The 14,054-nt window shown below is 75.7% G+C and carries 12 protein-coding genes; 4 read left to right on the top strand and 8 right to left on the bottom strand.

Translation table 11 applies throughout. From position 1 onward, the window contains the following. The first annotated feature begins 95 nt into the window (after positions 1 to 95). The gene (locus SM793_RS27075) at positions 96 to 1,739 is read left to right on the top strand and encodes a 4Fe-4S binding protein (RefSeq protein WP_320440902.1); all 1,644 of its coding nucleotides are present in this window, start codon (positions 96 to 98) and stop codon (positions 1,737 to 1,739) included. An 80-nt stretch (positions 1,740 to 1,819) separates the two neighbouring features. Here the strand turns inward: SM793_RS27075 and SM793_RS27070 are convergent, their stop codons facing one another. The 7 genes from SM793_RS27070 to SM793_RS27040 form a co-directional block, all read right to left on the bottom strand. Then, positions 1,820 to 2,233, bottom strand: coding sequence for a hypothetical protein (locus SM793_RS27070; protein WP_320440901.1), 414 nt, complete (start codon positions 2,231 to 2,233; stop codon positions 1,820 to 1,822). 227 nt (positions 2,234 to 2,460) lie between these two features. Further along, a complete protein-coding gene (locus SM793_RS27065; RefSeq protein WP_320440900.1) occupies positions 2,461 to 3,591 on the bottom strand; it encodes a PucR family transcriptional regulator in 1,131 nt (376 codons plus the stop codon). 134 nt (positions 3,592 to 3,725) lie between these two features. After that, entirely contained in the window at positions 3,726 to 4,760 is a 1,035-nt protein-coding gene (locus SM793_RS27060) for an ABC transporter ATP-binding protein (RefSeq protein WP_320440899.1), read from the bottom strand. Then, positions 4,757 to 5,785, bottom strand: a complete 1,029-nt coding sequence (locus SM793_RS27055) for an ABC transporter ATP-binding protein (RefSeq protein WP_320440898.1) — start codon at positions 5,783 to 5,785, stop codon at positions 4,757 to 4,759. Before SM793_RS27055 ends, SM793_RS27060 begins: the two co-directional genes overlap by 4 nt. Next, positions 5,782 to 6,714, bottom strand: a complete 933-nt coding sequence (locus SM793_RS27050) for an ABC transporter permease (RefSeq protein WP_320440897.1) — start codon at positions 6,712 to 6,714, stop codon at positions 5,782 to 5,784. Before SM793_RS27050 ends, SM793_RS27055 begins: the two co-directional genes overlap by 4 nt. After that, the gene (locus SM793_RS27045) at positions 6,701 to 7,744 is read right to left on the bottom strand and encodes an ABC transporter permease (protein WP_320440896.1); all 1,044 of its coding nucleotides are present in this window, start codon (positions 7,742 to 7,744) and stop codon (positions 6,701 to 6,703) included. The genes SM793_RS27050 and SM793_RS27045 overlap by 14 nt, the downstream gene beginning before the upstream one ends. Next, entirely contained in the window at positions 7,741 to 9,309 is a 1,569-nt protein-coding gene (locus tag SM793_RS27040; protein WP_320440895.1) for an ABC transporter substrate-binding protein, read from the bottom strand. The genes SM793_RS27045 and SM793_RS27040 overlap by 4 nt, the downstream gene beginning before the upstream one ends. Before the next feature lie 276 nt (positions 9,310 to 9,585). On the opposite strand from SM793_RS27040, the gene SM793_RS27035 reads away from it, so the two are divergent. After that, positions 9,586 to 10,245, top strand: a complete 660-nt coding sequence (locus SM793_RS27035; RefSeq protein ID WP_320440894.1) for a TetR family transcriptional regulator — start codon at positions 9,586 to 9,588, stop codon at positions 10,243 to 10,245. A 10-nt stretch (positions 10,246 to 10,255) separates the two neighbouring features. On the opposite strand, the gene SM793_RS27030 is transcribed toward SM793_RS27035, so the two are convergent. Further along, positions 10,256 to 11,101 (bottom strand): GntR family transcriptional regulator, encoded by an 846-nt coding sequence (locus SM793_RS27030; protein WP_320440893.1) that lies wholly within the window; start codon positions 11,099 to 11,101, stop codon positions 10,256 to 10,258. Positions 11,102 to 11,327: 226 nt separating this feature from the next. Here SM793_RS27030 and SM793_RS27025 point away from each other — a divergent pair, with 226 nt between their 5' ends. Both SM793_RS27025 and SM793_RS27020 read left to right on the top strand, forming a co-directional pair. Continuing rightward, positions 11,328 to 12,125 (top strand): tyrosine-protein phosphatase, encoded by a 798-nt coding sequence (locus SM793_RS27025; protein WP_320440892.1) that lies wholly within the window; start codon positions 11,328 to 11,330, stop codon positions 12,123 to 12,125. Further along, the gene (locus SM793_RS27020) at positions 12,122 to 13,921 is read left to right on the top strand and encodes a glycoside hydrolase family 3 protein (protein WP_320440891.1); all 1,800 of its coding nucleotides are present in this window, start codon (positions 12,122 to 12,124) and stop codon (positions 13,919 to 13,921) included. Before SM793_RS27025 ends, SM793_RS27020 begins: the two co-directional genes overlap by 4 nt. Positions 13,922 to 14,054 lie beyond the last annotated feature (133 nt).

Below are 14,054 nucleotides of genomic sequence, written 5' to 3'. Positions count from 1 at the left end.
CCGCGCGCCGTACCCCGCGCCCCGTACCCCGCACGCCGAACACGCTCCGAGCGCCCCGCACGCCGACCCCACCCAGCGAGGAACCCCGCCCCGCCATGGCCTACGCGATCACCCGGACCTGCTGCAACGACGCCTCCTGCGTGTCCGTCTGCCCGGTCAACTGCATCCACCCCACCCCCGACGAGCCCGACTTCGGCCGCACCGACCTGCTCTACATCGACCCGGCCGCCTGCATCGACTGCGGCGCCTGCGCCGACGCCTGCCCGGTCGACGCGATCTTCCCGGTCGACCGGCTCACGGGCCCCGACGCCGTCTACGGCGACCTCAACCGCGACTGGTACCGCGACCACCCCACCGACCACGCCTGGGGCGCGCCCGTCTTCCCGCGCAGCCTGCCCACCGGCCTCGACCTCGGCACCGGCCCGTTGCGGGTCGCCGTCGTCGGCACCGGGCCGTCCGCGAGCTACACCGCGCAGGCCCTGCTGCGCACCACCGGCGCCGAGGTCACCATGCTCGACCGGCTGCCCGTGACCGGCGGACTGCTGCGGCACGGCGTCGCCCCCGACCACCAGTCGACCAAGCGGATCGCCGAGAGCTTCGCCTCCGTCTTCCACGACCCCCGGCTGCGGGTCCACCTCAACGTCGAGGTCGGCACCGACCTTGACCACGCCGAACTCGCCGCCCACCACCACGCGGTGGTGTACGCGGTCGGGGCCGCCGCCGACCGCCGGCTCGGCGTGGCCGGCGAGGACCTCCCCGGCAGCCTGCCCGCCACCACCTTCGTCCGCTGGTACAACGCCGAACCGACCGTGCCCGCCGACGCGGTCGCCCTCGGCGCCGGGACCGGCCCCGGCGCCGAACGGGCCGTGGTGATCGGCAACGGCAACGTCGCTCTCGACATCGCCCGGATCCTGCTCACCGACCCCGACCGGCTCGCCGCCACCGACATCGCCGACCACGCCCTCGCCGCGTTGCGCCGCAGCCCGCTCCGTGAGGTCGTCCTGACCGCCCGGCGCGGGCCCGAGCACGCCGCCTGGACCGCCCCCGAGTTCCTCGCCCTCACCCGGCTCCCGGGCGTCGAGGTCGCCGTGGACGACCGGCCGGAGGTCCGCGCGGCCCTCGCCGCCGCGCCCGAGGGCTCCGGCGCGGCCCTGCTGGCCGGCCTCCCGCTGGAACGCCTGGACGGCGCCGCCGCACCCCGACCGGGCCGCCGGATCGTCCTGCGCTTCGAGGCCGCGCCCGTCGAACTCCTCGGCGGCGAACGGGTCGAGGCCGTCCGCCTGACCGGCGACGACGAACCGCTGCGCGCCGCCCTGGTGGTCCGCTCCATCGGCCACCGCGGCGTTCCGCTCCCCGGACTGCCCTTCGACGAGGCCACCGCGAGCGTCCCGCACCGGGGCGGCCGGGTCCTGGACCCGGCGACCGGCCGACCGCTGCCCGGCACCTACCTCGTCGGCTGGGCCAAGCGCGGCCCCACCGGCGGCATCGGCGCCAACCGCGCCTGCGCCGAGGAGACCGTGCACGCCCTCCTGGACGACGCCGTCGCGGGCACCCTGCCCCACCCGGCCGGCGACCGCAGGACCTTCGACCGCCTGGTCCGCACCCGCCGCCCCGACGCCCTCGGCCTGCGCCACCTCCGCGCCATCGACCGCGCCGAACGCGCCCGCGGCGAGGCCACCGGCCGCCCCCGCGTCAAACTCCCCACCGTCCCCGCCCTCCTGGCGGCGGCCCGCCGCTGACCGGAGGGCGGCGACGGTCACGGGACGCCGCTCAGGGGCCGACGAGCAGCGAACAAGTCCGATCATCGGCGGAACGCCCGTCAGCTGAAGAGGCTGCCCAGGTCCAGCAGGGTGATCAGGTAGGTGTCGGTCGCCGGGTCGTGGGCGTGGAGGAGGGCGGTGCGGCCGGCCGGGACGGTGGGGTCGCCGGGCGGGGTGCGGACCGCGATGAGGAGCGGCGAGCCGTCGTCCGTGGCGACCTCGGCCCAGCCGCCGGTGGCGGTGGCGTCGCCCGGGAGGACGAAGCAGGAGCGGCCGACCAGGGGGAAGGGTTCGGAAGCGAGCAGGTCGCCCGGAAGGTTGTCGGGGAGAACCCCGGGCACGGCGTCGACGTGGGGATCGGCGCCGCACCCCCCGTTCCGGGTCCTGGTGGCGTGGCCGACGTCGTGTCCCCCGGACACGACGTCGGCGCCAAGGCCGCTGAGCAGGGCCAGCATCCAGTGCTCAGCAGTCACCACCAGAGTCTGGAAGCCCGGCGCGGCTCTGAAATTCCCCCGCAACCGCCCCGCCCCCCAGACTCTTCCTACAGCGCCGGTTCCCCGTGCGCCGCAGCGATCCTGTCAGGCGGGCAGGTGTCCGCACACTGCCAGGATCCGGCAATCTTGACGATGCTTTGACACCCCGAAAATATCCGGAAACCGCAGGCAACGCGGGGCCGTCCGAAACGTCCGAACGGAGGGAATCACAACGGCTGGTCGGGCCAGTCGAGCAGTCGCGCGCCCATCACGGCGGTCTCCAGGGTGTAGCGGTGCAGGGCCTCCGCCGGGTCGTAGCCGGTGAGGTCGCGGATGCGTTCCAGCCGGTAGCCGAGAGCCCGCACGCTCAGCCCGAGCCGCCGGGCGGTCTCCGCGTTCACGTACCCGGCCTCCGCCTGCACGGTGATGGTCTCCAGCAGCGGACGGGCGCCGCCGCGCGCGGCGGTGAGCGGACCGAGCACGGTCCGCACCAGGTCGGCCATGGCCTCCCGGTCCCGCATCAGCACCGGGAAGACCAGCAGCTCCTCGGCCCGCAGCCGGGCCGCGGGCAGGCCGAGCCGCTCCGCGTACTCCAGCGTGGCGAGCGCCTCCTCGTAGCTGCGGACGATGCCGCCGGTGCCGCCGTACCGGCGGCCGGTGGCCACCCGCAGGGCCGGCGGGTAGCCGGGGCCGGGCCGCAGGGCGAGGTCGGTGAAGGCGGTGAGGACGGCCTGTTCGCCGTCGGAGGCGATGCAGACCAGCCGCCCGTCGCGGACGGCCAGCAGCAGGGTGCGGTCGTCGTAGCGGCCGGTCAGTTCGCGCAGGACCCGGTGCGGTGTGGGCGCGCCCTCCAGGTAGGGCTCCGCGCCGACGGCGACCGCGACGGTGTACCCGGCGGCGAGCCGCAGGCCGAAGCGTTCGGCGCGTTCGGCGAGCCGGCCGAGGTCGGTGCGGCCGTGCAGCAGGTCGTTGACGAGTTCCCGCCGGTTGGCCTCCTCCTGGCGCACGGCCATCCGCTGGGCGCGTTCGTGGCCTTCGGCGACGGCGCCCAGCGCGGCCTGGGTGGCGGCGAGCACGGCGTCGCCGGTGCGCCGGACTTCGGCGGTGGTGGCGGCGGTGAGGCCGGGGAAGGTCTGCCAGGACGCGCGGGTGGCGCCGAGGCAGACGCCGACGAGGTCGCGCAGTCCGTGGCCGGCTTCGGCGGCGCGTTCGCCGAGGTCGCGCAGCCGTTCCAGCTCGGTGCGGCGGAGCAGGCGGCCGGTGCGGGAGACCTCGGTGAACAGGGCGAGGCAGTGGCCGGCGAGCTTGCCGGGGATGTCGGGGGGGTCGGGGGTGCCGGTTCCGTTGGCCGCCGTCATGGTGTCGTGTCCGCCCCGGCCCGTGGGTGTGGTGCGGCCGTCCGGCGGGCCGACCGGTCGGCCGATCGGCCTGCCGCCGGTCGGCCGGACCGGCGGGCCGTGGGCCGGCCGGCCGGCCACCCAGCCCGGGCATGTTATCGGGTCGGCCGGGCGGCGACCGCTCCGTCGTGCGCCACCGGGACCGGCAGCAGCGGCCGGTGGCAGGCGACGGTCCGCCCCGGCGCCACCTCGCGCAGCTCCGGCACCTCGCGCGCGCACCGCTCGTCGGCGAACGGGCAGCGGGTGCGGAACCGGCAGCCGGACGGCGGGTCCAGCGGCGAGGGCGGGTCGGCGGGGACCAGCCCGGTGTCGCCGAGCGGCCGGCCGGGTTCGGGGACGGCGGCGAGCAGCGCCGCCGTGTAGGGGTGGGCGGGGGCGGCGAGCACCTCCTCGGTGGGGCCCTGCTCGCAGAGCCGGCCGAGCTGGAGCACCGCGACGTCGTCGCTGACCGCGCGGACCACACCGAGGTCGTGCGAGATGAACAGGCTCGCCAGCCCCCGTTCCCCGGTGAGCCGGCGCAGCAGGTTGAGCACGGTGGCCTGGGCCGAGACGTCGAGCGCGGACACCGCCTCGTCGGCGATCAGGACCCGGGGTTCGGCCGCCAGCGCCCGGGCGATCGCGACCCGCTGGGCCTGGCCGCCGGAGAGCTGGCCGGGCCGGCGGTCGCCGAACAGGGCGAGCGGCAGTCCGACCGCCTCCAGCTGGCGCTCGACCGCGGTGGCGCGGTCCACCTTCGGGTCCGGGTGGGCGTCGAGCGGTTCGGCGACGAGGTCGCGGACGGTGCGGCGCGGGTTGAGCGAGGAGACCGGGTCCTGGAACACCATCTGCAGCCGGGGCCGCAGGGCCCGCAGCGCGCGGGGGGCGAGGGCGGCCAGGTCGGTGCCGTCGACGGTGACGGTGCCGGCGGTGGGCGGGGGCAGCCGGAGCAGGGCCTTGGCGATGCTGCTCTTGCCGGAGCCGGACTCGCCGACCAGCGCGAGGGTGCGGCGTTCGCGCAGGGTCAGGTCGACCTCGCTGACGGCGTGCAGCGGGCCCGAGCGGGTGCGGTGGACCACCGACAGCCCGGTGGCCCGCAGCACGACGGGGGACGGTTCGGGGGCGGGGGCGACGGGGGTCATGACGGGGGTCATACGGTCTCCTGGGCCTTGGGCACAGACGTGGACGCCGGCCCGGGCAGCGCGGTGAGCGGGAAGTGGCAGGCGGCCGTGTGACCGTCGCCGACCCGGTGGAGCGGGGGCGCGTCCGTCGAGCAGACCGCCTCGGCGCGCTCGCAGCGCGGCGCGAACGGGCAGCCGACGGCCGGTCGGGAGAGGTCCGGCGGCGAGCCGGCCACGGCGGGCAGGACGCGGCGCAGCGGCCCGGTGACCCTCGGCACCGAGCGCAGCAGCGCGGCGGTGTACGGGTGGGCGGGTGCCTCGGTGACGGCCTCGGTGGGGCCGGTCTCGACGATCCGTCCGCCGTACATGACGGCGATCCGCCGGGCCCGGCCGTACAGCAGGCCGATGTCGTGGGTGATGAGCAGGGTGGCGAGGCCGCGGGTCCCGCGGTGCCGGTCGAGCAGGTCGAGGACGGTGCGCTGGACGGTGACGTCGAGCGCGGTGGTGGGCTCGTCGGCGAGCAGCAGGGCGGGGGAGCCGGCCAGCGCGGCGGCGATGCCGACCCGCTGCCGGAGACCGCCGGACAGTTCGTGCGGGTAGGCGCGGGCGCGCCGGGCCGGATCGGGCACGTCGACGGCGGCGAGCAGTTCGGCGGCGGTGCGCAGCCGTTCCCGGCGGCGCATCCGGCGGCGGTTGGTCAGCGACTCGGTGACCTGGTCGGCGATCCGGACCACCGGGTTGAGCGAGGTCATCGGGTCCTGGTGGACCATGGCCACGCCGGTGCCGAGGAGTTCGGCGCGCCGGCGCGGGGCGGCGGTGAGAAGGTCCTCGCCGTGGAGCAGGATCCGCCCGGTGGCGGTGGTCCGGGTGGTGCGGGGGTGGACGCCGAGCACGGTGCGGGCCAGTACGGACTTGCCGGAGCCGGACTCGCCGACCACGCCGAGGCACTCCCCGGCGTCGATGCTGAGGTCGATGCCGTGCAGGATGTGCAGGGTCCGGCCGTCGGGGGTGTGCAGGGTGGTGTCCAGCGAGCGGACTTCCAGGACCGGGCCGGTCATCCCCGGCCTCCCTTCGAACGCAGCTGCTCGCCCAGGTAGTTGAGGGCGAGGACGGTCAGGCAGAGCACCGCCGCGGGGGCGAGCGAGATCCACGGCGCGCTGCCGAGGGTGGTCCGGCCCTCGGCGATGATGCCGCCCCAGGACGGCTCCGGCGGGCGGAGGCCGAAGCCGAGGAAGCTGAGCGAGCCCTCGGCGACGATCGCGACCGTGGTAGCGGTGAACGCGAAGGTGAGCGCGGCCGGAGCGACGTGCGGGACCACCTCGCGGCGCAGGATGCGCAGCGGCGCGGTGCCGATCATCCGGGCGGCCTGGACGAAGCCGCGTTCGCTGAGCGACAGGACGACGGCGCGCACCATCCGGGTGAAGTGCGGCACGGTGAACAGGCCGATCAGGGTGCCGATCACGGTCAGGCCCGGGCCGCGCAGCGCGACCGTGATCATCACCAGGATCAGCGAGGGCACCGACATCAGCAGGTCGGTGGCGAAGCCGATCACCTTGTCCACCGGGCCCCGGAACCAGCCCGCCGCCAGGCCGAGCGTCCCGCCGCCGAGCAGGCCGACCGCGATGGTGAGCCCGGCGACGGCGAAGGAGGCGCGGGCGCCGGCCACGGTCCGTTGCAGGACGTCCCGCCCGGCGGCGTCGGTGCCCAGCCAGTGGCCGGGGCCGGGGGCGGCGGAGGGGTGGGCGAAGTCGCCGTGCAGCGGGTCGAAGCCGGGCAGCAGCGGGACCAGCAGGGCGGCGAGCGCGACCAGCGCCAGCCAGGCCCCGGCGGCCAGGACCCCGGGGGCCGGGCGGCGGAAGGGCGACCGGCGGACCGCGCCGGTGGCTTCGGCTGCTTGGGCTGCTCCGGTTGCTTGGGCCGCTTCGGCTCCTTGGACCGCTTCGGCTGCTTCGGCTGTTTCGGGAAGGGCGGTGTCAGTGACGCTCATCGGCGATCCTCGGGTCGATCGTGCGGTACAGCAGGTCCACGGCGAGGGTGGCCGCCACCACGCCGACGGCGCTGACCACCACCACGGCCTGCACCACCGGGAAGTCGCGGCCGGCGATCGCCGTGGCCGCCAGGGTGCCGACGCCCGGCACCGCGAACAGCGACTCGACCAGCACCGAGCCGCCGAGCGACATCCCGATGCCGATCCCGACCAGGGTGACCAGCGGCAGCGAGGAGGGCCGCAGGGCGCGCCGCAGCAGCAGCCGCACCGTGCCCATGCCGCGGCTGCGGGCGGCGGCGACGTAGGTCTGGTCGAGGGTGTCGATCAGCTGGCCGCGCAGGGTGCGGGTGAACACGGCCGCCTCGGTGAGGCCGAGGGTGAGCGCGGGCAGCACCAGATGGCGCAGGTTGTCGAACGGGTCCTCGGTGAACGGCGTCCAGCCGGTGGCGGGCAGGATCCGCAGCTGGACGGCGGTGAGCCAGATCAGCACCAGGCCGAGTACGAAGCCGGGTACGGCGAGCCAGACGAACGCGCCGGCGGTGGCGATCCGGTCGACCGCCCCGCCCGGCCGCCAGGCCGAGTACAGGGCGACCGGCAGGGCCAGGCCGAGCGCCACCAGCTGGGCGGCGACGAAGAGTTCGAGGGTGACCGGGATCCGGTCGGAGAGTTCGGCGGTGACGGCGGCGCCGGTGGACAGCGAGTGTCCGAGGTCGCCGTGCAGGGCGTCGCCGAGCCAGCGCCAGGCGGCGGCGAGCACGTTGTCGTCCAGGCCGAGCCGGGCCTCGTACGCGGCGACCTGTTCGGGCGTGGCGGTGGGGCCGAGCGCGGCGAGGGCGGGGGAGCCGGGCATCAGGTGGGGCAGGGCGAGCGCCGCGACGGTGACCAGCAGCAGGACCGAGGCGGCCCGTCCGGCCCGTCCGGCGGCGCGCCCCGCGGTCCGTAGGGCGGGGGCCAGGGCGGCTGCCGGTGCCGGTGCGGGTGCGGGTGCGGGTGCCGGAGTGGTGGGTGCGGGCGCCAGGGCGGGCGTCACTTCTTCACCCACAGCACCGCGGGGGAGACGCTGACCACGGTCCGCTTCGAGACGTCGGGCAGTCCGCCGAGCTTGGCGGTGGCCAGGAAGCCGACCGGGTTCTCGGTCAGGAAGAGCATCGGGGCGTCCGCGACGATCTCCCGCGCGGCCTCCTGGTAGGCGCGGGCCCGCTGGGCCGGGTCGACGGTGCCGTGCCCGGCGGTGATCGCCCGCGCCGCCGCCGGGTTGTTCCAGCCGGTGAAGTTGTAGGGGGAGTTGGACAGGAAGAGGCTGGTCAGGGCGGTGTCGGTGTCGCCGAACATGCTGGTGACGAAGTCCATCACCTGGAACTGGCGCTGGTACATCGCGGTGCCGAGGCCCGCCGGGTCCAGCGGCTTGATGGTCATCCGGACGCCCGCCTCGGCGAACATCTGCTGGAGCACGGTGGCCCGCTGCTGGCCCTCGGGCCGGCTGTCGACCAGGTAGTCGAAGGCGAGGTCGGCGTGGCCGGCCTCGGCCAGCAGCGCCTTGGCCCGGGCGGCGTCGTGCGCGGGGTAGCCGGTGTCGGCGGTGCCCCGGTAGGGGGAGGTGGAGCTGATCGGGCCGTCCGCGACCTTGCCCTGGTCGAGGTGGACGACCCGCTCGACGGCGGCCCGGTCCACGGCGTACTGGAGCGCCTTGCGGACCTTCGGGTCGTCGAAGGGGGCGGCCTTGGTGTTGAACAGCACGGTGGAGGTCGAGCCGGGGCCGGTCGCGGCGCGCAGCCCGTCGCCGGCGGCCTGCTTGTACTGCGCGGGGGTCTCGGTCCAGACGAGGTCGGCGTCGCCGGAGCGCAGCGACTGGTAGCGGCTGTCGGTGTCCGGCAGCACCTTGTAGACGAGCTTGTCGGCGTGGCCCTTGGGGCCCCGGTAGGCGGGGTTGCGCACCAGGGTGGCGGAGACGCCGGGCTGCACGCTCTCCACCGTGTACGGGCCGGAACCGACGGCGGGGGTGTCGGGGCCGGCGGGCGCCTCGGAGATGTAGCCGAGGGAGCGGGTGAACAGGTTGGGGAAGGCGGCGTTCGGGGCCTTGAGGGCGAAGCCGACGGAGGTCGGGGAGTTCACCGTCATGGCGCCGATGGTGGCGGCGTCGACGGCGCAGGCGCACTTGGCCTCGGGCTTGGCGAGCCGGTCGACGTGGTCGACGACGGACTGCGCGTCCAGCGGCCTGCCGTCGCTGAAGGTGACGCCTTCGGGCAGCTCCAGCGTCCAGGCGGTGGCGTCGGCGTTCGGGGTGAAGGACTTGGCCAGGTGGGGCTGGACGGCGCCGTTGTCGGCGTTGGCCATCAGCGGGTCGTAGAGCGCGTTGGCCAGGATCATCATCGGCATCGAGGTGAGCCCGCTGTCGGCCGGGTCGAGCTTGGTGAACGGCCGGTCGAGGCCGATGCGCAGGGTGCCGCCGTCGACGGCGGGTCCGTCGTCCTTGGGCGTGGAGCCGGTCGCGGCGCCGCCGGAGAGGGTGTCGTCGGAGGTGGAGCAGGCGACGGCGGTGAGGGCGAGGGCCGCCGTGCAGACCGCGGATGCCAGGACGTGCGTGTGCCGCTTCATGGTTCCTCGTGGGGTTCGGTGGGGGCGGGGGGAGTGGGGAAGGCGGGGAGGCGAGGGGAGGGCGAGGGAAAAGCGGGGGAGAACGGGCGGTCCGGGCCGGACCGGTCGCCGTATGTGCCCAGCTTTTGGAAGTGGCACAACTGCCAATTGGCAGTTCTGCAAACTTCACATGACGAGCTGACGACGACTTCGCGCTGGGCTTGAGCGGCCGCTCCCGGCGTGATTCCGTACGACCAAGGCCGCTTGCGGCAAGCCAGTTGACGAGGAGCGAGCAGGATGCAGGGGCAGGGGACGGACACCGCGGCGGAGCCCGGACTGCGCGACCGCAAGCGCGCGCGGACCCGGCAGGCGATCCGTACGGCGGGGCTCGACCTCTTCGAGGAGCAGGGCTTCGAGAGCACCACGGTGGACCAGATCTGCCGGCGCGCGGACGTCGCCCACCGCACCTTCTTCCGGTACTACGAGTGCAAGGAGGCCCTGCTCTTCGGCATGGACTTCGGGCTCGCGGTCCTGGACGCCTTCGCCGCCGCGCCGCCCGGGCTCGGGATCTGGGAGGCCTTCGAGCACGCCGGGGCCACCACCGACGGGCAGTTGGAGGAACCGGCCGAGCACACCGTGCGGCGCCGGGCGCTGCGGCGCCGGTTCATCGGGATCCGCAGCGTGCACGACTTCGCGCTGATCATGATCGACACGTTCTCGCAGCGGGCGGCGGCGATCGCGGCCGCCCGGCTGGGCGTGGACGTGGTCGCCGACCTGCGGCCGCAGGCCCTGGCGGCGCTGCTGGCGGGGATGACCCGGCGGCATGTCGTCGACGGCGAGGAGGGGCGGCCGCTGGCGGACTGGGCGGTGGCGTTCCGGCAACTGCTCGGTCCGCTCGCGGGGCCGGGGTCGGGGTCGGGGTCGGAAGCCGGGTCGGTGTCCGGGTCTGCCGGGTGAGCGCGCCCGGCTACCGGGCGGGCCCGGACCCGCCCGCGTCGTCCGCCCCGCCGGGCTCGCGGTAGTGCAGCACGAACCGCGCGCTGCTGCCGTCGATCCGCCGCCGCACGTACAGCGCGGGCGTGCCGTCCGGCGTGCAGCTGACGCCCTCGCGGACCAGCAGCGGGGTGCCCGGCGGCACTCCGAGCAGCTCCGCGTCCGCGAGGTCCGCGCCGATCGCGCCGAACGCCCGCCAGTCGTACTCCAGCTCCACGCCGGCCGCCCCGGCCAGGGCGGGCACCATGTTCCCCGGCCGTCCCGGCCGCAGCAGTTCGGCCGGCAGCGGCCGGGTCGGCACCCAGTAGCTGTTCGCCACCCGAGGACGGCCGCCGATCCGGATCACCGTGTCCACCCGGGACAACTCCCCGATGGCGCGGCCCAGTTGCCGGGCGGCCTCGTCGTCCTCGGCGGAGCCGCCGACGGCCGGCGCCGCCACCACGGCCTCGCCGTCGCCCTCGACGGTGCTCCCGGTCCCGGCCGGCAGGTCGGCGTCGTCCGGCAGTCCGGTCCCCAGGGGCAGGGCGCGGTGGACGCTGCCGAGGTCGAACCGCTGGCTGCGCGGGTCGACGGTGATCGAGACCCGCACCGCCGGCGGGCGGACGAAGGTCCCCACGCCCCGGCGGATCTCCAGCACCGCGGCCCGCTCCAGCTCCGCCACCGCCTGCCGGACGGTCAGCCGGTTGACGCCGAAGTCGGCGCTCAGCTCCGACTCGCTGGGCAGCCGGGAGCCCGCCGGGTACGTCCCGGCGGCGATGCGCTCCTGGAGCTGCCGGGCCAGCCGGCGGTACAGCGGGGTGTCGCTTCGGTGCGTTGCCACGCGCCCGATCCTACGGAGCCGGCGGGCGGCTTCCGTCCGGGGTTGTCCGGAAGTTCACCCCGGCGCCGCTTGCCCTGGTCCCGATCCGCCAGGTAGACATCTAGACGTCTAGATGTCCAGCCCATCGTGACTTCCCCTCCCCCTGACCGCCCCGCTCCCTCTGACCGACCCCCTTCCTTGACCGACCCCCTTCCTTGACCGACCCCCCACCGAGAGGCCCCCCACCATGACCCTGGTCAACTTCCGCGACCCCGCCACCCTCGCCGACCCCGCCGGCCGGTGGATCCGCCCCGGCGTCCTCCACCGCTCCGCCCAGCCGTTCCCCCGCGACAACGCGGGCATCTCCGCCCAGCTGCGCACCGCCGGCATCCGCACCATCGTCGACCTGCGCGGCGAGGCCGAGGCCCGGGACGACGACTGGGCGGTCTCGGCGGCCGACGGCGTCGAGGTGGTCGCCGCCCGCATCCAGCCCGCCGGCGGGGAACTGGCCGCGGCCATGCGGGAGATGACCACCGACGCCGACCTCGGCGCCTTCTACCTGCTGATGGCCGAGTCCGCCCCCGGGGCCGTCAAGCTCGCGGTCGAGGCCGCCGCCCGCCCCGGCGGCGTGCTGCTGCACTGCGCCGCAGGCAAGGACCGCACCGGCTTCCTGACCGCCTTGCTGCTGGACCTGCTCGGCGTGCCCGCCGAGGAGGTCGTCGCCGACTACGCCCGCACCGGCGCGGCGCTGACCCAGATCTTCGAGGGCCTGGCCGAGCGGAACCGGGCCGTGCTGAACGACTACGAGAACGGCACCCTGGTCGTCCCCCGCCCGCTGCTGGAGGCCCCGGCCGGAGCGATGGCGGCCTTCCTGGAGCTGGTCGGCAGCCGCTACGGCGGCACCGAGGGCCTGCTCGCCCACTGCGGCGTGGACGCCGGGACCGTCGCGGCCTTCCGCGCCAAGGCCGCCGCCGGGCCGACCGCGTCCGCCGCCGGGCTGGCGGCGTCCGCCGCTGCTCAGGCGCCCGCCGGGGTGACGGCATGAGGACCCTGCTGCACCACACCGACGGCACACCGTTCCGCGACCTCAACCACAACGGCACCATGGAGCCCTACGAGGACCCTCGGCTGCCCGTCGAGGAGCGCGTCGAGGACCTCCTGGCCCGGATGACGCCGCCGGAGAAGGCCGCCCTGATGCTCCACGGCCGGATGTTCCCCGGCAACCAGGGCCCCTTCCCCTCCGGCGAGCACCTCATCGCCGAGCGCGGCCTCACCGCCTTCGCCATGATGGCCGTCCCCGACGCCCGCGCCATGGCCGAATGGAACAACCACGTCCAGGACCTCGCCGCCGCCGCCCGCCTCGGCATCCCCGTCACCCTCGCCTCCGACCCCCGGCACGGCTTCACCGCCAACCCGGCCACCGCCTTCACCGGCGGCGGCTTCTCCACCGGCCCGGAGCCGATCGGGCTGGCCGCCACCGACGACCCGGGACTCGTCGAGGAGTACGCCGCGCTGATCGGCCGCGAACTGCGGGCCGTCGGCATCCGGGTCGCCATCCACCCGATGGCCGACCTCGCCACCGAACCGCGCTGGGCCCGGATCAGCGGCACCTTCGGCGAGGACCCGGACCGGGCCTCCCGGATCATCGCCGCCTACATCCGCGGCCTCCAGGGCGGACCGGTCGGCCCGGACAGCGTCGCCTGCATGACCAAGCACTTCCCCGGCGGCGGCCCGCAGTCCAAGGGCGAGGACGCGCACTTCGCGGCCGGCCGGCGGCTGGTCTACCCGGGCGGCGCGCTCGACCGGCACCTGCGCCCCTTCGAGGCCGCGTTCGAGGCCGGCACCGCGCAGATCATGCCCGCCTACGCGATCCCCTCCGGCAGCGGGCTGGCCGAGGTCGGCGCCAACTTCAACCACGACGTCATCACCGGTCTGCTGCGCGGGAAGTACGGCTTCGACGGTGTGGTCTGCACCGACTTCAACGCCATCACCGGCATGGACGTCCCCGGCGTCGTCAGCCTGCCGCCGCGCCACTGGGGCGTCGAGGAGCTGTCCGTGCCGGAGCAGGTGGCGCTGACCCTGCACGCCGGGGCCGACCAGCTCGGCGGCGAGACCGACCCGGAACTGATCCTCGGCGTGCTCCGCTCCGGCGCCGTCACCGAGGCGCGCCTCGACGAGTCCGTCCGCCGCATCCTGCGCGACAAGTTCCGCCTCGGACTGTTCGACGACCCGTACGTGGACGTCGAGGCCGCCGTCGCACTGGTCGGCGCGCCCGAGGGCCGCGCGCTGGGCCGCGAACTCCAGGCCCGCTCCCTGGTCCACCTGTCCGGCCAACCGCTCACCGGCCGCCCGCTCACCGGCACCCGCCTCTACGTCGAGGGCATCGACCCGGCCGTGGCCGCCCGCTACGGCACCGTCGTCGACCGGCCCGAGGACGCCGACCTCGCGGTGCTCCGCCTCGCCACGCCCTACGAGAAGCGCGAAGGGCTGCTGGAGCGGGCCTTCCACTCCGGTTCGCTGGAGTTCGAGCCGGCCGAGGCGGCCCGGCTGGCGGAGCTGGCCCGGACACTGCCCACGGCCCTCGTCACCCAGCTGGAGCGCCCCGCCGTCCTCACCCCGCTGGCACCCCACGCGGCCCTGCTGGTAGGCGAGTTCGGCGCCGCCGACGACCTCGTCCTGGACGCCGTCCTCGGCCGCACCCCGATGACCGGCACCCTCCCCTTCGACCTCCCGCGCTCCGACGCGGCCGTCGACGCCGCCCGGGAGGACGTCCCCTTCGACACCGCCGACCCGCTGTTCCGCTTCGGCCACCCGACCGCCCCGCGCGCCACCGCGGGCTGACCGGGCGCGCCCCGGCCCGGCGCGGCCCGACACCGCCGGACGGCCTCCCGTCCGGCGGTGCCGCCACGTCGGACATCGGCCCCGGCACGGACGAAAACCGCTCGCTCAGGCCGCCGTGCCGCTGGCAGAGTCG

Source organism: Kitasatospora purpeofusca (assembly GCF_034043715.1).
Lineage (GTDB): Bacteria > Actinomycetota > Actinomycetes > Streptomycetales > Streptomycetaceae > Kitasatospora > Kitasatospora purpeofusca_A.
Note: the sequence above shows the minus strand (reverse complement) of the source record. Positions and strands in the feature narration are given on the sequence as shown.